This is a genomic window from Rummeliibacillus sp. NPDC094406 (assembly GCF_044763875.1).
Taxonomy (GTDB): Bacteria; Bacillota; Bacilli; order Bacillales_A; family Planococcaceae; genus Rummeliibacillus.
In genome coordinates, this window is the sequence record NZ_JBIWGZ010000006.1 from 162,086 (window position 1) to 180,694 (window position 18,609).

Below are 18,609 nucleotides of genomic sequence, written 5' to 3' on the forward strand. Positions count from 1 at the left end.
TGTTCCTTAAAATCGTTCCTGCGGGGCTTTCAGCTCAAGCTTATCCCGTAGGAGTCGCCGTCTTTCGCTCCACAATGAACAAAATTGTATATAATTAGATGTTCGTATATTTTATATGAATTTTGCATTATGAAATTGACTCAATTATATAATTTTCAATTATATTAGTGATAAGTGAATTATTCCAACTTTTAAAAGAGGGATTATAAGCGAAAAATGTACTTTATAAGTAGCAAGAACACGTGACCATCGTATCGTTTAGCTAAAATTATTAAATAAATAAAAACATCTCTTTGCTAATATTTTGGAAACTAGTACCTAAAATAGTAGTAAGAGATGTTTAATTTACTTATGATTTTTTTATTTTTGTGCGTAGGATACCAATAATAGCTGGTAATATTGATACAAAAATAATAGCTAAAATAACTGTTGAGAAGTTATTTTTGACAAATGGTATATTACCGAAGAAATATCCACTTAATACTCCGACTAACACCCATAAGAATGCGCCCGTAATATTATATACAATAAAATGACGATAGCGCATCTTACTTGCACCTGCAATAAATGGTATGAAAGTCCGAATGACAGGCATAAATCTTGCTATCACAATTGTTTTACCACCATGTTTGTCAAAGAAATCTTGTGCTTTTTGCATACGTTCTTTATTAATAACGCGTCCTAAAAAGCTATTTTCTGGAATGGACTTACCTACCTTATGTCCAATTTCATAGTTTAAAGTATCACCTAAAACTGCTGCTACAAAAAATACAGCTAGTGTAATCCATAAATTTAATGCACCAAAAGCTGCTAGAGCACCACTTGCAAATAACAGCGAATCACCTGGTAAAAACGGCAAGATGACTACACCAGTTTCGATAAATACGATTAAAAATTCAATTCCGTATACCCAACCATGATATTGGGTAACTATGTCTTTTAAATGCACATCAATATGCATAATAAAATCAAACAGATTTCGTATCAGATCAAACATTACTTCCACTCACAATCCTTAATATTCTTATACATCATACAGTTATATCTATTTCCTGTCACGGTTTACAAACCTATTTACTTTAATAGTAACGATTGAGTAGAAGGAAAGTTGCTAAATCCAAATCAACTTTACACTAAATTTACAATTAAATTATTAAAGATATTTTTTAAACCAATCTACGATTTGCTCTAAGCGTTGTTGTCTTAAGTTTGGGATTCCTACTCTAGATAAGTTATGATCAGCATTTGGGAAACGCACAAATTGAGTTTCTTTCCCCATAGATTTCAGCGTGATATATAGCTGTTCAGCTTGTTCTATTGGACAACGGTCATCTTTTTCACCATGTAAAATGAGTAAAGGGGTTTCAATATTCTTAGCATACTTCAACGGTGAATGTTTCCATAATGTCTCTACATCGTTCATGTCTTTACCAATTTGCCACTCCGTAAAATAGTATCCAATATCAGACACACCAAAGAAACTAATCCAGTTCGAAATAGAACGTTGTGTGACAGCTGCTTTGAACCGATTTGTATGTCCTACAATCCAGTTTGTCATAAAGCCACCATAACTACCGCCGGTAACGCCCAAACGTGATTCATCGATCCAATCATTTTGTTCAAGAACATAATCTAATCCTGCCATAATATCTTCATAATCACCGCCACCATAATCATTACGACATGCATCAACAAATTGTTGGCTATAACTATGACTACCACGTGGATTTACATACAATATGCCATATCCTTGTGCCGCTAATACCTGTAATTCATGGAAGAATGTATTGGCATACATTGTATGTGGTCCACCATGAATTTCAACAATCAATGGATATTTTTCACCTTCTACATAATTAGCAGGTTTCATCAACCAACCTTGAATTGTCCAACCATTATATCCTTCATACGTAATCGGTTGTGGTTTGACAACGTTCACTTCATCTAACCATGCGTCATTAAAATGTGTAATTTGCTGTCTTTCTCCAAGTGCAATATCATATTTAATTAATTCCCCAGGGAAAACTGGATTACTTATAGCTAATAAGGCTGTCTTTCCGTCTCCTGACACATCATAACCATAGATATGTTCATCTTCAGGACTTGCAGGATAAATAGCACCTTCTAATGTTGCATAATATAAACGCACATCACCTGAAGTTGATAACTGGAAGTATAGATCATTTGCTTCAGTCCAAACTAAACTTGGAGCTGTCACACTTTGTTGGAGATCTCCCACTGAATAATCACCTATTGGTAAATCTAGTGATTCAGTTAAATTCCAGTAGTATTGTTGATCCACATCGTAAATGTAAAGTGATGCTTGGCCAGCATTTCTATATGTAAAGTTACTACCTTCAAATGCAATATAACGACCATCTAAAGAAAAAGTAGCACCGCCGAAATATCCTTCTTCATTAGCAATTACTGTTTCCTTCTTTGTTTCGATATCGATTAATATTATTGGCGAATGCCAATCATTGTCTTTATCATCTGCACGATTAACACCTACTACAAGAGAACGACCGTCATAAGAAATAGCTTGCAAACTATAATCATATGTATCTGTTATAAAACGTGATACATGATTATCTACAAGATTTACATTTCCAATTTGACTATAACTTTTTTGCGAAATCAAGCCAACGCCATTTCTTTTATATTGCATACCCTCTACAACATATGCTGTAGGAAACTCATCTTTTTTCTCTACTTTTTCATCTGTGAATTCCTTGCCCTCTTGAACATTTGCAGTAAACCAAACTTTTTCATTTTTTGGATCCCATAGATATGAATTTACGCCATCTGCAAACTTGGTAATTTGTTTTGCCTCTCCCCCATTTTTCGAAAGAATAAATAGTTGTTTTTGCTTATTTCTTGTGGATAAAAATGCAATTGATTTTCCATCTGGTGACCAGGTAAGTGCTGAAATTCGTTCTTCGCTGAATGTCCATTGAGTTACTTCATTTGAATCAACATCAATATGAATCAAATAGGATAGGTATTTATTTTTTTCTTGATCCATAATTGTGCGAATAGCAATTGCTTCCCTACCATTTGGTGACAATACAGGTGATGATACTGAAGTTAAATTGTATAAATCTTCTTTTTGAATCGTTCTTTTCATTCCATTTACTCCCTTTCTATAACTTTATTGGATACTGTAATTTCACTATAACTCATGCATATATATAACGTAAAATGTTATCATTTATAATATTAAACAATCATTCAGAATATTTCTTTCATTTAGTACCACATGTCCATTTTTATTATTTGGATTTTGTGGTACGATTATGAAGTTACAATTTTATAGCATCGAAGGAGTTTTATTTATGAACAAAAAACAACAGCTCCAACGTGGTTTGGAGTCGCGACATATCACGCTAATGTCGCTCGGTGCTGCCATAGGAGTCGGTTTATTTCTAGGTTCTGCAGGCGCTATTCAATTAGCTGGTCCTGCTATTTTAATCGCTTATGCCCTTGGTGGTATCGTAATTTTCATTATTATGCGTGCACTTGGTGAAATGGCGGTTGAAAATCCTGTCGCCGGATCCTTTAGTCGCTATGCCAAAGACTATATAGGACCACTTGCGGGATTTATAACCGGATGGAACTATTGGTTTTTGTGGATTGTGACATGTATGGCTGAAATTACAGCTGTCGGAATATACATGCAATTATGGTTTCCTGGTTCACCTAAATGGTTGTGGGCACTCGCTGCACTTGTTATTATGACGATTGTCAACTTAATTGCAGTAAAAACATTTGGAGAATTTGAATTTTGGTTTGCTTTCATCAAAATCTTCGCAATAATTGCAATGATTATCATTGGTTTAGGGATTATCTTATTTGGAATAGGTAATGATGGTATAGCTGTTGGCTTTAGTAATTTATGGAGTCATGGCGGGTTTATGCCAAATGGTATTAAAGGTATATTCATGTCATTACCGATTGTTATGTTTGCATATCTAGGGGTCGAAATGATCGGGATTACTGCAGGTGAAGCAAAAAATCCAAAAAAAGTAATTCCTCATGCAATCGATACTGTGCTATGGAGAATTTTAATCTTCTATATTGGCGCATTAACGGTTATTATGTCCATTTATCCATGGAATGAAATCAATCCCGACAATAGTCCATTTGTGTTAATGTTCAATCAAGTAGGATTGCGTTATGCAGCAGGTATTATCAACTTTGTCGTTCTAACTGCCGCTCTATCAAGCTGTAATAGTGGTATTTTTAGTACAGGCCGTATGTTATTTAACCTAGCTGAACAAAATCAAGCTCCTGCTATCTTTAAAAAGGTTGGACGAGGTGGAGTACCAACAGTAGCAATTCTAGCATCTACATTTGTACTTTTAATAGGTGTCGTATTAAACTACTTTGTAGCAGAAAAAGTATTTACTTGGTTAACAAGTATCTCTACATTTGGTGCTATATGGACTTGGATGATTATTTTAATTAGTCAACTCAAATTCCGTAAATCTTTATCTAAAACTCAAGTTTCTAAGCTTACTTATAAAGCATTTTGGTATCCGTTTGGCTCATACTTGGCAATGGCATTCCTTCTTTTAGTAATTGCCCTTATGGGAACTTTCCCAGATACACAAATTGCATTAATTGTTGGTCCAATTTGGATACTAGCGTTAGTTATTTTATATTTTACAAAATATAAAAAATGATAAAATGTCTATTCACCAAACAAAAGGTGGATAGGCATTTTTTTGCATACAAAAAAAGGGGATGTTCAAGTGGACATCTCCTTTTCTATAAAACTTTCAATTTATGTGCGAGAAAGAGCCTGGTCTTTCAAATTACGGCGCAAAATCTTACCAGTAGTATTCTTTGGTATTTCATCAAGTAATATAATTTCTTTTGGACATTTATATTTTACTAAGTGTTTTTTACAAAATTCATGCAAATTATCTACAGTAATCGATTTGTCTTTCAATACAACATATGCCAATACTTCCTCACCAAGGTTTGGATCAGGAATGCCAACAACTGCTGCTTCTAGAACACCTGGATTGGAATAAAATACTTCTTCAACTTCACGTGGGTATACATTAAAGCCGCCTACAATAATCATATCTTTTTTACGATCCACAATGAAGAAATAGCCTTCCTCATCCATTCGAGCTAAATCCCCTGTATATAGCCACCCATCACGAATTGTTACTGCCGTTTCTTCAGGCATTTTATAGTACCCCTTCATAACGTTAGGACCTTTTACTACAAGCTCCCCAACTTCACCTACAGGTACCTCTTCTCCAAACTCGTTAAACACTTTGTTTTCCACGTTCACAATGTTCGTACCAATTGATCCAGCTTTTCTCCCACGGTCTAATGGGTTAAAACAAGTAACCGGCGAAGCTTCTGATAGCCCATAACCTTCTGACACTTGAACTTTAAACTTCTCTTCAAAATTATGAAGTAATGCCACTGGCATAGAAGATCCTCCTGAAATAGCTAAACGCAATGATTTTAAATCATCAGGATCCCCTTCAGAAAATTGATACAAGAAATTGTACATTGTGGGAACACCTGCAAAAACAGTTGGTTGAAATTCTCTACCAATTCTAAAAATTTCTTTTGGGCTAAAGCTAGGTACAATGATTAGTTGAGCTGATGTTAACAATGGTGCATTTACAACCACTGTTAAAGCAAATACGTGAAATACAGGTAATGTTGTAATCACTCGATCCTTCGAATTAAATTGTAGGTAATCAGAAATATCTCGCGCATTTGAATATAGGTTCTTATGCGTTAACATTGCACCTTTTGGATGGCCTGTGGTGCCTGATGTGTACAATATAATTGCTGTCTCATCATCATCTATTTCGTCTGGTTTTACATTTGGTTCAGATTTTGCAAGCAATTGTGTAAACGAATATACTTTTTCTTTTACACTTTGTGGTAGCGCTTGCATTTTCTCGACTGTATCAGGTTTTGTTTCGCAAACGACATACGAGTGAACATCAGGAAATACCTGTACACATGCTTCTACTAATGGAAGTAAGGCATCTAAGGCAATCACTGCTTTAACATCACCATTACGTAAAATATATGTAATTTCGTCTGGTGTATAAAGAGGGTTGACAGGTATAGCCGTTGCTCCAATTCGCATTGTTGCATATAAAGAAATGATAAAATGAGGTGTATTGCCCAATAAGAACGCTACATGATCCCCCTTTTCTACCCCTAATCCCTTTAATGCTGATGCCAATCTAGAAACTGAATCTTCAAATTCTGCGTAGGTCGTATCTTTTCCCCCAAAATGATACGCTACTTTTTCTGCTTGTTCTGTAGATGTCTTATAAACCGCTGATACTAAATTCATCTCCCCATCCCCTTTTGTAAGAATATAATGAATAGTGATTCATTCCCCATCCAAATCTATTATATAGAATTCAGAAAAATAAAACAACAGACAGCCATTTTTAGCCATCTGTTGTATTTAAATCATATTGCACGAATATGTGATAAGTAACGCCAACGTATTAAATAGAAATAACATAGTTGCACACTTGTAATTGCTGCTAGTACGAGGAATGTTTCTTTTAGTATAGATAAATCTGCAATTCCTTTCCAGAACACTTGGAGCGCCATAAAAGCAAATGTACTATGGAACATCGCTAGTCCCCACGGCAAAAAGAACTGTGGTATTAACTGACTATTAACAATCTTACGTAATTCTTTATCTGTTATACCCATTCTACGTAATGCATCAAATTGCTTTTTATCTTCTTCAAGCCCGGTGTATAGTTTGAAGTATATGAAACTACCTGAAGCAAGGAAAAAGACTGTCGCAGCCAATAAACCGATAAATAATAACAAGGCAAACGTCGAACGTAAGAATGAATAATCTAGCCCTGGATTTTCAAAGTAAAAAGGCAAATCATTTTCGTGGTTAGTCATATATGCTTCTGTCATAATTGCATCTAAATTTGTACCAATATCTTTTGTTTCCGTCCATTGTGGCACATAGAATACAAATATGTGGTTGGTAGACTGCTTTGCATTCGCACCTATCATAGGCTCTTTGATCAAACGAAAATCCTCATCACTAACAACAATAACGTTAGTACCAAGCTCTGTTGGTGAAAATAGTACCTTTGGATACACTTTATCGATATAAAGTGGAACACTATTTTCTTGTAAAATGGTTTCTACTTTTTTATATTGAAGTTCATTTATGGAATCCTCTGAATATGGTAAAAACATCGCTTCTCCCGGTTTTAAACGAACTACTGGATATCCAAAAACAAGTGCTAATCTGTTTATATCAGACTGAGTAATAATTTTAACAGGCTTTTTTGTGTTGGAAGAAGTTTGACGCTTGATATCAAATTTATTGAGATGATAACTAAGCCCTTTCTCCTGTAATTCATCTATTAATCCTGTAATATGTTCTTTTTCATAAGGATTGTTTAATTTACTTGAATAGACCAATCCCAATGGATTCAATTGGTGATATTGATGCGTAAAAGTAGACATAGAACTCAATGTACCAATGGCTAAAAAAGCTAATGTTGATACCATGCAAGAGATAAAGAACATTCTTGCATTTTCTCGCATAATAGAAGAAATCTTGGCCATTGAAACAATATGATATTTATGCCAATACCATTTTTTATGTTTTCGAATACGAGATATTATAAATGGTACGGAATCTGTAAAAAACAGATATGTCCCTATTATTGCAAATGGCGGTGTCAAAGTTGCGAAAATAACAAGATATTCCTTTTGAATATTTGAGGCCATCACATACGCAGCAGCTAAAAAGAGAAGACCTGTAATCCCTTTCCACACAGAATACTTTGCAATTAGTTCATTTCGCCAATAACCACGCAATAAATTTACTAAATTAGTATCCTTGATAAACATTACACTGATTAATGAAATAATGATAAATAGACTAGTAAAAGTGCCAATTGTCAATGCAAATGGCTTCCATGAAAAATAGAGAGGTAGACTATCAATTTGTAAAATTTCTCGTACAATCATAAAGAAAAACTTTGAAAATGCATATCCGAAAACGATTCCGACAATAATCGAAGCAAACCCTATAATCATCGTTTCAAACAATATAAGCTTATTGAGTTGTCTTTTCTCCATACCTAAATGCAGTAATATACCAAATTCCTTCGAACGCGCTTCTAAAAAAGCTCGCATAGAGTAAAACAAGAAAAACAATGTGAATAGGACAAGAATAACTTCTGCTAAAAACATTCCTTGAAAGGCAATCTCGCGTAAAAATTCATCCTCAACTTTTGGATGAAACATTAACATGGAATAAATAAAAAACACCATAACAGATGACACACTTGATAAGAAAAAAGCCGCATAGACACGGGTATTTCTGATTACGTTACGGAAAGCGAACTGTCGAAAAGTCACCGACATGACCTCCCAGTAGGCTCAACACATTTAAAATGGCTTGAAAAAATGTTTGGCGGTGATTATCTTTATAAATTTCATTAAAATATTCTCCGTCTTTAATAAACAACACACGATCACAATAACTAGCTGCAATCGGATCATGTGTTACCATAACAATCGTTGTGTTATCTTGCTTATTAATACGCCCTAGAAGTTCTAGCACATCTTTTGATGAATTGGAATCTAAATTTCCTGTTGGTTCGTCTGCTAACAACAATGATGGTTTATGAATAATGGCACGTCCAATCGCTGTTTTTTGAGCTTGTCCACCAGAAATCTCATTTGGACGTTTATCAAGGATATTTTCTATACATAATTGCTTCGTAACGTCCTTTAACCGAGTTTGCATTGTTTCAAGGTCTTGGTCATCAAGCGTTAAGGGTAATACGATATTTTCTTCAACCGTTAACATTTGTAACAAATTGAAATCTTGAAATACAAAGCCTAGTTGACGTCTTCTAAAATAAGCTAAGTCGTTTTTCTTTAAGTCATGAGGCTTTACATCATTTACGATAATCTCACCTGATGTTGGTGTATCAATAGTGGAAATCATATTAAGAAGTGTTGTCTTCCCACTTCCCGATGGCCCCATCACTGCTAGAAACTCACCTTTTTCTACTTCGAAGCTTAGTTGATTGACCGCACGATGCGTAACTTTTCCTTCGTATACTTTTGTTACGTCTTGGATTTTCAAAATCGACATATACGATTACCTCAATTCTTTTACGAATGCTGGAAGTACACTTGAATCGATGTACCTCTACCTACTTCAGAGTCAATTTTCAATTGATGACCAAGCTTATCGCAAACCTCTTTTGCTAAATATAAGCCCATTCCAGTAGACTCACCTGTTTTACGTCCATTTTCACCCGTAAAGAACGCTTTTGTAACACGTTTCAAATCGGATGGAGGGATCCCTATCCCCTCATCTCTAATAGTTAGAATAATTTGCGAATCCTTAATTGTCGCAGATAAATACAATTTCTTACCATCTTCGAAAGTATATTTCACTGCATTGGTGATGAATTGACCGATAATAAACTTTATCCATTTTGGATCGGTTGGTACGATGCAATCCTCTGCGATATCAATATTAGGGTACACATGATTCGTTATAAATAATCGTTTATTTTCATTCACTAATGAGCTAACTAACGGACGTAATGCTACTTGCTCAATTTTCATATCCTCTTCAAAAGTATCTAGACGCGCATTCATCAAAACGGTTTCAAGCCCATGCTTCAAACGGTCCACTTCTTCTTGAACACTGACCTTATCTAGCTCACCATCTTCTTGTAAAAGCAATTCCAAAACGCTAATCGGCGTTTTCATCTGATGTACCCATTGATTCATAAATTGAAGATGGCGATTTTGCTGCGCATACAATGCTTGTGCTTCTAATTGATAAATTTTATAAAGTTCATGAATATATGTTTCTGTTGCAATATGTTCTGGGGTTTTCGCATTATGTTGTAATACATCTTCCATTTTGTTAGGCAGTTGAAGTACTTTTTTATAGAATGATTGTCGCATTATATAACGCGCACATAAAAAGGTTACTGTTAGTACGAGTGAAATAATAATGGAATATATAGCTGTGTCCATATTGCGAAAGCCATCTAACCGATATATTAAGAGGATAAATAGTACAAGCAATATATCAAAGAATATATAGCCAAAATGATCTTTTACAAATAGTTTTATAGACTCCATTCGTTATTGCTCCTCTTCACATAGAACAAAGCGATATCCAGCTCCACGTACCGTTTCAATAGTCGATTGAACATGATAATCCGAAAGCTTTTTGCGCACTCGCGTCATATTTACATTCAGTGTGTTTTCGTCTACAAAAGCTTGATCATCCCATAATTCTTCCAATAGCTTCTCTCTTGATACAACTTTTGGAGCTTGTCCCATTAATAACTCCAAAATAATACATTCTTTTTTCTGAAGAGGTATTTCTGCATTCTTCGTTTGTAATTCCATGCGTTCTAAAAATAGCTTTAGCTGGCCTTGCTTGATCGTTCTTTCTTCTTGCTTTGTTGCATATTCTCCATAGGACCTGCGTAAGTGGCTTTTGATCTTCGCTAAGACGATTTCATAGTTAAATGGCTTTGTGATAAAATCATCGCCACCATTCTCTAAAGCAAAAATTTGATCCATCTCGCCTGATCTTGCTGAGATAAATATTATTGGACAGGTCGTCAGCTGCCTTAGCTGACGACACCAATAATAACCATCAAATGAAGGCAAGTTAATATCAAGCAAAACAAGATGAGGATTGAACGCTTTAAAGTCATCAAGTATATTGTCAAAAGATTCAACTGCTATTACATCATAGTGATACTTACGTAGCGTATCTGCTAATAATGTAGCAATTTTCAAATCATCTTCTACGATTAATATTCGATGTGTATTCATTTAGTCTCCCCTCCATCTTATAGGTGCATTCGCACAAAAAAATTAATAAATAAGTTTTAAAAAGTCTTCTTTTGAAACGCCACCAAAGTATTTTGGAATATCAATGCCTTCTAAGGCATCCGAAATTGTATGTGGTTCATATTTTTTTCCATTTAGTACATTTTCGATATCTTCCATATCTCCGACACCAAAGAAGTCGCCGAAAATATGAACTTCTTCCATGATACCTTTGTTTACTTCTAAACGTAAATCAATAAATCCAGAAGAGAATTTTTTTGTACGTTGAATATTGAATTTCGGTGATTGACCATAGTTCCAATCCCATTGTTGATAGCGTTCTTCAGATAGTTTATATATATTTTTCCAATCTTCTTCTGTCAGTTCGTAATATTGAATGTTTTCTTCGCCGCCAAAAATGGATTTTAAAATCTCCATTCTGAATTCCTCTACTGAGATTGGGTTTTCCATAAAATCTACAATATTAGCAACACGAGAGCGGACTGATTTTATACCTTTGGATTCAATTTTTTCTTTCTTCACTTTTAGCGCTGATACAACAGCATCTATATTGCAATTATACATGAGTGTTCCGTGACTGAACATGCGGCCTTTTGTTGAGAACATTGCATTTCCAGAGATTTTACGTCCTTCTGCAAGGATATCATTACGACCAGATAATTCCGAATCAATACCTAATTTTTTCATAGCATCTACGACAGGTTGTGTGAACTTTTTAAAATTTTGAAATGACTCACCGTCATCCTTTGTCAAAAAGCTAAAGTTTAAATTGCCTAAATCATGATACACAGCTCCACCACCAGATAATCGACGCACTACGATAACACCATTCTCTTCCACGTAGTCTGTGTTAATTTCTTCAATTGTATTTTGGTTTCTTCCAATAATAATTGAAGGCTGATTAATATAAAACAGTAAAAAAGAATCTTTTTCAACATTCATTGTTTTTAACGCATATTCCTCTATCGCTAAGTTAATGCGTGGATCATTAATTCCTTTGTTATCAATAAAATACATACTTTTCACTCCTTATATATTGTCATAAATTATTTTAACTTAATTTTAAACTTTTGTATTGACACAAACATCTGTGTTATAATACAATACATAATAACAAAACAGTAATATAACAGTATTGATAAGGAGGAGATTTTCAATGTTAGAAAACGTTGTTGAATTTTTTAAGAACTTACCAGATAAACACTGTGTAGAATGTGGCGAAAAAATTGAAGAACAAAGCGAGTGCTATACAAACACTTGTGAACATTGCAACACTCTTTAATCTTTTACTAGTCTTTTATATTACGTACTAAACGCTTCCCCAAAAACGTTTAGTAACTCACTTCCTCGTCTTTTGTCTGAACCGCAGAAGATGAACTTATAAGTAAATCGCTTACGTAAAAAGCGTAAAGAGCCTGAACAACTCTTTACGCTTTTTTTATTTATTTGAGTCAATTTCATAATTCCATTTTGTTTTTTTTAATACGAACATTTCAACACATTAACTTTTCAATATTGGGATGTTCCGCTACAGACGGCGCTTTCCACGGGCTTGGCTTCAATCTCCTCGTCACTACGTTCCTGCGGGGCTTTCAGTTCAAGCTTTTCCCGTAGGAGTCGCCTTCTTTCGCTCCACAATTTCCAAAATTGGATATCATTAAATGTTCGTATATTTTATATGAATAATGCATTATGAAATTGATTCATTAATCTTTAATATATTGATTGACTTTAGGCATGATTTTTGTTGCTAATAGTTCAATAGAGTGCGCAACTGTTTCAAACGGTTGACCTCCAATATCTAACTGTGCCAAAAATCTCGTATGACCAAGTAGTTCGTGTTGCTTCAAAATCTTCTCAACAACCTCATCTGGGCTTCCGACAAATAAAGCTGTATTAGGACCTGTCATTTTTTCAAAACCTTCACGATCCAAACGGAAAGTCATACCACGTTGCTTATTAACGTAGCCCCAATAGTTCTTGTAGTATCCATAAAACTCATCTCTAGCTTTCTGACCATGTTCTGTAAAGTAACCATGACCAGTAACAGCTACTTTATATTGCTCTTTCGGATGTCCTGCTGCGATAAATTCACGTTTATACGCTTCTACCAGCGGAACAAAGTAATGTGGATCTCCACCAAGTATTGCAAGTGCTAAACCCATACCAAAGCGTCCGGCTCTCATCGCACTCTCTGGTGTACCGCCAACACCTATCCATGTTGGGATCACTGTTGATGCACGAGGGGAAATTTCTGCATTTTTTAGCGGCGCCCGTAAATTACCATGCCAACTTAATCGTTCTTCCTTATTTAATCGTAGCCATAGCTCCAGATGCTCTTCGAATAACTCATTGTACTGTTCTATGTTATATCCGAATAATGGGAAGGATTCGATAAACGCTCCTCTTCCTGCAATTATTTCTGCACGTCCATCTGATAGTAAATCCAATGTCGCAAAATCTTCATATAATCGAACAGGATCAACTGTACTTAATACTGTTGTAGTACTTGTTAGATGAATATTCTTTGTTTGTTGAGCAATCGCACTTAACACAACCGGTACAGATGAAACAGCATAATCTAAACGGTGATGCTCTCCAACGCCAAATATTTGTAGCCCTAGTTCATCAGCTAATTTTGCTGCTGCCATTACTTCATTAATTCGTTCCTTTGCCGATACAGTTTGACCAGTGTATGGGTTTGGGCCGATATCAGCTAATGTGTATACGCCAAATTCCATTGTCTTCTACTCCTTATTTTTCAACAATTATACGATTGCCAAATGGATCAACTGTAATAAAACCATTTTCTATTTTTTCAACTGATGCACCTATTGTAGTTAATCGTTTCATGATATCTTCATCACGTTCATCTAATTGCACTGTAAAGCTTTGCAAACCGACTTGCTTTTCAGCGGGCTTTGGTGCACCTTCGCCATTCCATGTATTTAATCCGATATGATGGTGATAATCCCCAGTAGAGATAAATAGTGCTTGTCTGCCGTATTTTAGCACTACTTGATAGCCTAATGCTGAGTAAAATTCTTTTGCTTTTTCGAGATTTCCTACATGTAAATGAATATGTCCCATCACAGTATTAGCGGGTAGCCCTCTCCATTCACCCTGTTCACTTTGCATTAAATCTTTAAAATCCAAAGGTTCTGTTTTCATAAATACTTGGTTACCATTCCATGTCCATTCTTCAGGTACACGGTCTGCATAAATTTCAATACCATTGTTGTCCGGATCGCTTAAATAAAGTGCTTCACTCACATCATGATCGGATGCTCCAAAATAGATACCTCTTTGTTGTAGATGCTTAACAATATTCGCCAATTCTTTACGACTAGGTAGAAGAATAGCAAAATGATATAGACCTGTTGTTTTTTGAGGCGATTGATATGCACCTTCTGGTTGAATAATTGATAAAATGCTTGATTGACCATCTGTTGTGAAAGTTACACGGTCTACTGTTTGCTGTAAAATTTGAAATCCAATTATCTCTGTATAATATTTTATAGAACGGTCTAAATCTGCTACTTTTATTTCAACATGTTTCACATACATATTAGGTTTTTCATGATACTTCATGACAGTCCCTCTTTTCTATTAACTTACTTTTCGTAACTTACTATATTTTAGTTATTAAATTATGTCAAGTAACTTGTTTTCCAAAAGACATATGCATTAACTTAGATAAAATAACGGCTAGAAGAAAAAGAGGATGATAGATTCTATAGTTAGAGTAAATTGTATTTTTTGTTTACGCATCCAGTTGATTGGAACGGAGGGCGGCGACTTCAGTGGGAAAAGCGGGACAGTCGAGACCCTGGACTGAGCAACGCGAAGGAAGCGGCTCGGCCCCGCCCACGGAAAGCGTCCGCCCGCAGTGGAAATCGACGGTCTTTTTAGCGTAAAAAAAAGCTGTAGACAAACTCAAAATCTCTTGAGTTTATCTACAGCCTGAGATCAGAAGAATATCCAATCTCAAATTAAAATGCTAATTTATTTTCTTACTCTGCAGCTTCTTCTTTTGAATAACGTTTTGCAAATAGCAAAGCAAAGTATCCACATGTGATCGCCAAGAAGACCACCATGTATATCAATAAGATTCCACTATTAAATCCGAAGAAGCCCATGTCTCCTGTTGAAATAGTTGCTTTAAAGCCTTGTACTGAATATGTCATTGGTAAAATTGGATTGAAAATATGCAATGCTTTTGGTACTAATTCTAATGGGAATGTACCTGCACTTGTTGTTAATTGAAGAATAAGGATAATAATCGCTAAGAAACGTCCTGGATCCCCTAATATTGTAACGAGCATTTGAACTAAAGCTATAAATACATAACTTGAGATCAATGTCATTAATATAAATGCTCCAACATTGGCAATTTCAATTTTCAAACCAAACACAGCAATTGCTACAACAATTAAGGATTGGATTAAACCAACTACTGCTAATACAACTGTCTTACTTGCAAACCATGCGAAACCATTTTTAGGTTTAATGGCTGGTTCTACTAATGGGAAAACAATTGAAATCAGTAATGCCCCAACAAATAAGCCAAGTGAGATGAAGTATGGAGCAAAACCTGTACCGTAGTTTGGTACTTTGTTGACTTCTTGTTTTTCAACATCAACTGGTTCACCGACCATATCATATGTTTTTTGTGTTGCATTTACACTTGAAGCAGTCTTATGTGCATCTGCAAGGTTTGATTGCAATGTACCTGCTCCATCTTTCAATTCAGTTGTACCATCTGCAAGTTGTTGTGAGCCATCTGCAAGTTGTACTGCTCCACTTACGAGTGATTGCGTACCATTACTTAATGTCCCTAAGCCACTTGCTAATTGACCTGATCCTGTTTGTAATTGACCCATACCACTTACAAGTGATTGTGTACCATTACTTAATGTTCCTAAACCACTTACTAACTTTCCTGATCCTGCTTGCAATTGACCAAGTCCATTATTAAGAGAAGTGATACCAGTATTTAGTTGACCAGCACCAGCATCTAATTTTTTTGCACCTGCAATTGAAGTGCTCCAATTAGAAGCAAGTTTATCTGTACCCGCTGCTAATTGTTTTGTTCCTGGAGCTAATTCGCTGCTGACAGATTTGTTCATCTTATCTAAACCAGATGAAACTTGTGCAGCACCTTGTTTTAATGCCGTTAAATCGTTTGTTGTTGGTGCTTTAATGCCTGCAACGTTGTTATTAAGTTGTGTCGTACCTGCGCTTAACTTAGTTGCACCTGCATTTACGTTAGAAGCACCTGTATCAATCGCAGTTGCAGTTTCAAGTAGCGTTTTTTCTTGATCTGCTGGCAGATTCATCGCTTTTATTTGAGCGATTAATTGTTTTGTACCTGCAGCAAGTGATTCTGTTCCTTTTGTTAAGTCTGATGCACCATTGTTAAGATTAGTTACTCCAGTTTGTAGTGATGAAATTTGTGACGGCATTTCTCCTAAACCTGTAACAAGTTGTGAAACACCATTTGAAACATTTTGTGCACCAGGAGCTAATTGTGATAACCCTGAGCTTAATGTACCAACACCATCATTTATTTTTTGTGCACCATTATTTAAAGAATTGATATTCGATGTGTTACCTTCTAATCCTGAAACTAAGGATTCAGTTCCCTTTTTAAGATCTGATGATCCACTTTGTAATTGGCTTGATCCATCTTTTGCTGAATCTATACCACTTTTTAATTCAGTCGATCCACTTGCTGCGGATTTGGCACCATTATTTAATTGGTTGGCACCACTTGCTGCTGAATCAATACCATTTTTCAAATCATTAGAGCCAACTGCTGCGGATTTGGCACCTTCAGATAATTGTGTTGCACCGCCTTTGGCAGACTGGATACCATCATTTAATTGATTAGCACCTTTACCAAGTTCACCTGCACCTTTTTCTAATTTGCCAGCACCGTCTGCTGCATCTCCAAAACCATTGCCCATTTTTTTAATATTAGCATATAGTGTTTTGGCATAAGTAGCTGAAACTTGTTTGTTTACTTCTTTACGAACTAATTCCACCGCTGAACTACCAATTTGTCCCCCTAAGAAGTTAAAACCTTCATTCGGTTTATAAATAATTTTCATTTGTTCAGGGTCATCTTCTAAAATTGAAGCTGCATTTTTTGAAAAATCTTTTGGAATCACAAGTTCCAAATAGTAATCGCGATTTTTTAATCCTTTATTTCCTTGAGCTTCTGATGTTTCAGTAAACTTAAATTCTTTACTCTCTATCAAATTATCGACTAGTTCTTTGCCGAATTGTTCTTCCTTGCCTTCAATAGTAGCGCCTTCATCATTATTAACGATCGCCACTGGCAGGTCCTCTAATTGTGAATAAGGATCCCAAAATGCCCAAAGAAACATACCTGCATACATAACAGGGACAAATAAAACGGCAATTATAGCAACCAGAACTTTTCTAGAATGAAAAATCTTACTCCATTCTGCTTTAATCACAAATTTTTCCTCCTCAAAAACCAATTGACTGATTTCCTCATTCGGTCATTTTCCTGAAAAAAAAGAGTCTCACGGTAAGAGACCTCTGAAAATAGTATCTCGAAACAATGCTACGATCTTCTCTTCAGATAATTCCGAATCATGTGTAGCACCCCAGTCAGCTACAAATCCAATATACGCTTTAAATAAAAGATATGCCACTAATTCAGAATCGCATGGACGTAGTTCTTTTTTCCCAACGGCTATATCTATTTTCTCAGCAATATAAGAAACAATTTCTTTTTCTATACGAACTAACATCATCTTTACAGTTGGTGTTCGCAGTTCTTTTTCTTCTTCTACCAATTTTGCATAGAGTTGATGTACTTCTCTAAACTGCAAAATTTTCATTAAAACATTATGTGCATTTTCTTGAAATGGACGTTCTGGTGAAATTTCTTCTTCTGCTGTCAATTTCATTTCCGAAATCATTTTAACGACAATCTCCTGAAAAAGTATTTCTTTATTTTCAAAAAAAGTATAAATTGTACCTTTCCCTACATTTGCAATTTTCGCCACTTGATCCATTGTTGTTGCTTTGTATCCAAAAAGAGAAAAGGATTTGGAAGCTGCTTCTAGAATTTCTTGTCTCCGATCCATCTTGTTTCTCACCTACTTTCTTCCTTCAAAAATGACCAGAAAACACTTTTGGTCATCTGGTCATTTATTTTACACTTATAATTATTTAGTTTCAAGTCATTTTAGAAAAAAATTAATGATCGTCTGCAGAAGAATCATCCATTCCCATGCTTCCATCATCTTTATCTTCTTTTACTTTGCTCATATCAGGATTTCCTACTACAATTTTTTGTTTTGGCATTGTGTGTAAACCACGTGCAGTAGTATGTGCATATATATAGTAAACCCCATCATGAGCAAATTTAGTTGTAGCTTTATATATACCCTCCTTATCCAATTTCCCCTCCATCATTTGACCATGATCACGATTTCCTGATTCCCATACTTCAAATTTCACTTCATCTGCATCATTTACATTCTTGCCACCTTGCGTAACGTGAGCAATTAAATCTACGTCTTTTCCTGCTTCTACTTTTTCGGGTGTTTGGATATCTACTTTTACTTCAACTGCAGTTCCTTCATTATGTGAAGTAGAATTGTCTGTTTTTGAAGTATCTGCATTATTACAGCCCGCCAGTACAACTGCGATTAACGCTAGACTAATTAACATTTTCTTCATAAT

General features: G+C 35.3%; 15 protein-coding genes. 2 read left to right on the top strand and 13 right to left on the bottom strand.

The genetic code is table 11. From position 1 onward, the window contains the following. Positions 1 to 349: 349 nt before the first annotated feature. The gene (locus tag ACIQ4I_RS15990) at positions 350 to 997 is read right to left on the bottom strand and encodes a DedA family protein (RefSeq protein ID WP_403097780.1); all 648 of its coding nucleotides are present in this window, start codon (positions 995 to 997) and stop codon (positions 350 to 352) included. Positions 998 to 1,153: 156 nt separating this feature from the next. Then, positions 1,154 to 3,127 (bottom strand): S9 family peptidase, encoded by a 1,974-nt coding sequence (locus ACIQ4I_RS15995; protein ID WP_403097783.1) that lies wholly within the window; start codon positions 3,125 to 3,127, stop codon positions 1,154 to 1,156. Positions 3,128 to 3,335: 208 nt separating this feature from the next. On the opposite strand from ACIQ4I_RS15995, the gene ACIQ4I_RS16000 reads away from it, so the two are divergent. Then, entirely contained in the window at positions 3,336 to 4,685 is a 1,350-nt protein-coding gene (locus ACIQ4I_RS16000) for an amino acid permease (RefSeq protein WP_403097785.1), read from the top strand. Positions 4,686 to 4,786: 101 nt separating this feature from the next. Here the strand turns inward: ACIQ4I_RS16000 and ACIQ4I_RS16005 are convergent, their stop codons facing one another. From ACIQ4I_RS16005 to lplA, 6 genes are all read right to left on the bottom strand, one after another. Beyond that, the gene (locus tag ACIQ4I_RS16005; protein ID WP_403097787.1) at positions 4,787 to 6,343 is read right to left on the bottom strand and encodes a fatty acid--CoA ligase family protein; all 1,557 of its coding nucleotides are present in this window, start codon (positions 6,341 to 6,343) and stop codon (positions 4,787 to 4,789) included. A 122-nt stretch (positions 6,344 to 6,465) separates the two neighbouring features. Continuing rightward, on the bottom strand, positions 6,466 to 8,403 hold the full coding sequence (locus ACIQ4I_RS16010; protein ID WP_403097789.1) for an ABC transporter permease: 1,938 nt from the start codon (positions 8,401 to 8,403) through the stop codon (positions 6,466 to 6,468). Further along, positions 8,375 to 9,148: an ABC transporter ATP-binding protein gene (locus ACIQ4I_RS16015; protein ID WP_397539897.1), complete on the bottom strand. Its 774-nt coding sequence runs from the start codon at positions 9,146 to 9,148 to the stop codon at positions 8,375 to 8,377. Before ACIQ4I_RS16015 ends, ACIQ4I_RS16010 begins: the two co-directional genes overlap by 29 nt. A 20-nt stretch (positions 9,149 to 9,168) precedes the next feature. Beyond that, positions 9,169 to 10,158, bottom strand: coding sequence for a sensor histidine kinase (locus tag ACIQ4I_RS16020; protein ID WP_403097792.1), 990 nt, complete (start codon positions 10,156 to 10,158; stop codon positions 9,169 to 9,171). Positions 10,159 to 10,161: 3 nt separating this feature from the next. Further along, a complete protein-coding gene (locus ACIQ4I_RS16025) occupies positions 10,162 to 10,866 on the bottom strand; it encodes a response regulator transcription factor (protein WP_403097794.1) in 705 nt (234 codons plus the stop codon). A 42-nt stretch (positions 10,867 to 10,908) separates the two neighbouring features. Further along, positions 10,909 to 11,901, bottom strand: a complete 993-nt coding sequence (lplA, locus tag ACIQ4I_RS16030) for a lipoate--protein ligase (protein WP_403097796.1) — start codon at positions 11,899 to 11,901, stop codon at positions 10,909 to 10,911. A gap of 139 nt (positions 11,902 to 12,040) precedes the next feature. On the opposite strand from lplA, the gene yhfH reads away from it, so the two are divergent. Continuing rightward, positions 12,041 to 12,166, top strand: coding sequence for a protein YhfH (gene yhfH / locus ACIQ4I_RS16035; protein WP_397539902.1), 126 nt, complete (start codon positions 12,041 to 12,043; stop codon positions 12,164 to 12,166). 424 nt (positions 12,167 to 12,590) lie between these two features. Here the strand turns inward: yhfH and ACIQ4I_RS16040 are convergent, their stop codons facing one another. The 5 genes from ACIQ4I_RS16040 to ACIQ4I_RS16060 form a co-directional block, all read right to left on the bottom strand. Beyond that, positions 12,591 to 13,625: an LLM class flavin-dependent oxidoreductase gene (locus ACIQ4I_RS16040; RefSeq protein ID WP_403097799.1), complete on the bottom strand. Its 1,035-nt coding sequence runs from the start codon at positions 13,623 to 13,625 to the stop codon at positions 12,591 to 12,593. A gap of 13 nt (positions 13,626 to 13,638) precedes the next feature. Next, positions 13,639 to 14,475: a VOC family protein gene (locus ACIQ4I_RS16045; RefSeq protein ID WP_403097801.1), complete on the bottom strand. Its 837-nt coding sequence runs from the start codon at positions 14,473 to 14,475 to the stop codon at positions 13,639 to 13,641. A gap of 422 nt (positions 14,476 to 14,897) precedes the next feature. Continuing rightward, complete coding sequence (locus ACIQ4I_RS16050; RefSeq protein WP_403097803.1) at positions 14,898 to 17,369, bottom strand: YhgE/Pip family protein; 2,472 nt, start codon at positions 17,367 to 17,369, stop codon at positions 14,898 to 14,900. A 69-nt stretch (positions 17,370 to 17,438) separates the two neighbouring features. Beyond that, positions 17,439 to 18,008 carry a TetR/AcrR family transcriptional regulator gene (locus tag ACIQ4I_RS16055; protein WP_403097806.1) on the bottom strand — a complete coding sequence of 190 codons (570 nt, stop codon included), beginning with the start codon at positions 18,006 to 18,008 and terminating at the stop codon, positions 17,439 to 17,441. Positions 18,009 to 18,120: 112 nt separating this feature from the next. Further along, positions 18,121 to 18,606: a FixH family protein gene (locus ACIQ4I_RS16060; RefSeq protein ID WP_403097809.1), complete on the bottom strand. Its 486-nt coding sequence runs from the start codon at positions 18,604 to 18,606 to the stop codon at positions 18,121 to 18,123. Between the last annotated feature and the right edge of the window lie 3 nt (positions 18,607 to 18,609).

What these genes read in the sequence shown, in the direction of transcription:
- ACIQ4I_RS15995 (WP_403097783.1), bottom strand. Translation starts at nt 3,127, where the DNA reads ATGAAAAGAACGATTCAAAAAGAAGATTTATACAATTTAACTTCAGTA.
- ACIQ4I_RS16000 (WP_403097785.1), top strand. Translation starts at nt 3,336, where the DNA reads ATGAACAAAAAACAACAGCTCCAACGTGGTTTGGAGTCGCGACATATC.
- ACIQ4I_RS15990 (WP_403097780.1), bottom strand. Translation starts at nt 997, where the DNA reads ATGTTTGATCTGATACGAAATCTGTTTGATTTTATTATGCATATTGAT.
- lplA (WP_403097796.1), bottom strand. Translation starts at nt 11,901, where the DNA reads ATGTATTTTATTGATAACAAAGGAATTAATGATCCACGCATTAACTTA.
- yhfH (WP_397539902.1), top strand. Translation starts at nt 12,041, where the DNA reads ATGTTAGAAAACGTTGTTGAATTTTTTAAGAACTTACCAGATAAACAC.
- ACIQ4I_RS16005 (WP_403097787.1), bottom strand. Translation starts at nt 6,343, where the DNA reads ATGAATTTAGTATCAGCGGTTTATAAGACATCTACAGAACAAGCAGAA.
- ACIQ4I_RS16060 (WP_403097809.1), bottom strand. Translation starts at nt 18,606, where the DNA reads ATGAAGAAAATGTTAATTAGTCTAGCGTTAATCGCAGTTGTACTGGCG.
- ACIQ4I_RS16015 (WP_397539897.1), bottom strand. Translation starts at nt 9,148, where the DNA reads ATGTCGATTTTGAAAATCCAAGACGTAACAAAAGTATACGAAGGAAAA.
- ACIQ4I_RS16025 (WP_403097794.1), bottom strand. Translation starts at nt 10,866, where the DNA reads ATGAATACACATCGAATATTAATCGTAGAAGATGATTTGAAAATTGCT.
- ACIQ4I_RS16055 (WP_403097806.1), bottom strand. Translation starts at nt 18,008, where the DNA reads ATGGATCGGAGACAAGAAATTCTAGAAGCAGCTTCCAAATCCTTTTCT.
- ACIQ4I_RS16040 (WP_403097799.1), bottom strand. Translation starts at nt 13,625, where the DNA reads ATGGAATTTGGCGTATACACATTAGCTGATATCGGCCCAAACCCATAC.
- ACIQ4I_RS16020 (WP_403097792.1), bottom strand. Translation starts at nt 10,158, where the DNA reads ATGGAGTCTATAAAACTATTTGTAAAAGATCATTTTGGCTATATATTC.
- ACIQ4I_RS16045 (WP_403097801.1), bottom strand. Translation starts at nt 14,475, where the DNA reads ATGAAGTATCATGAAAAACCTAATATGTATGTGAAACATGTTGAAATA.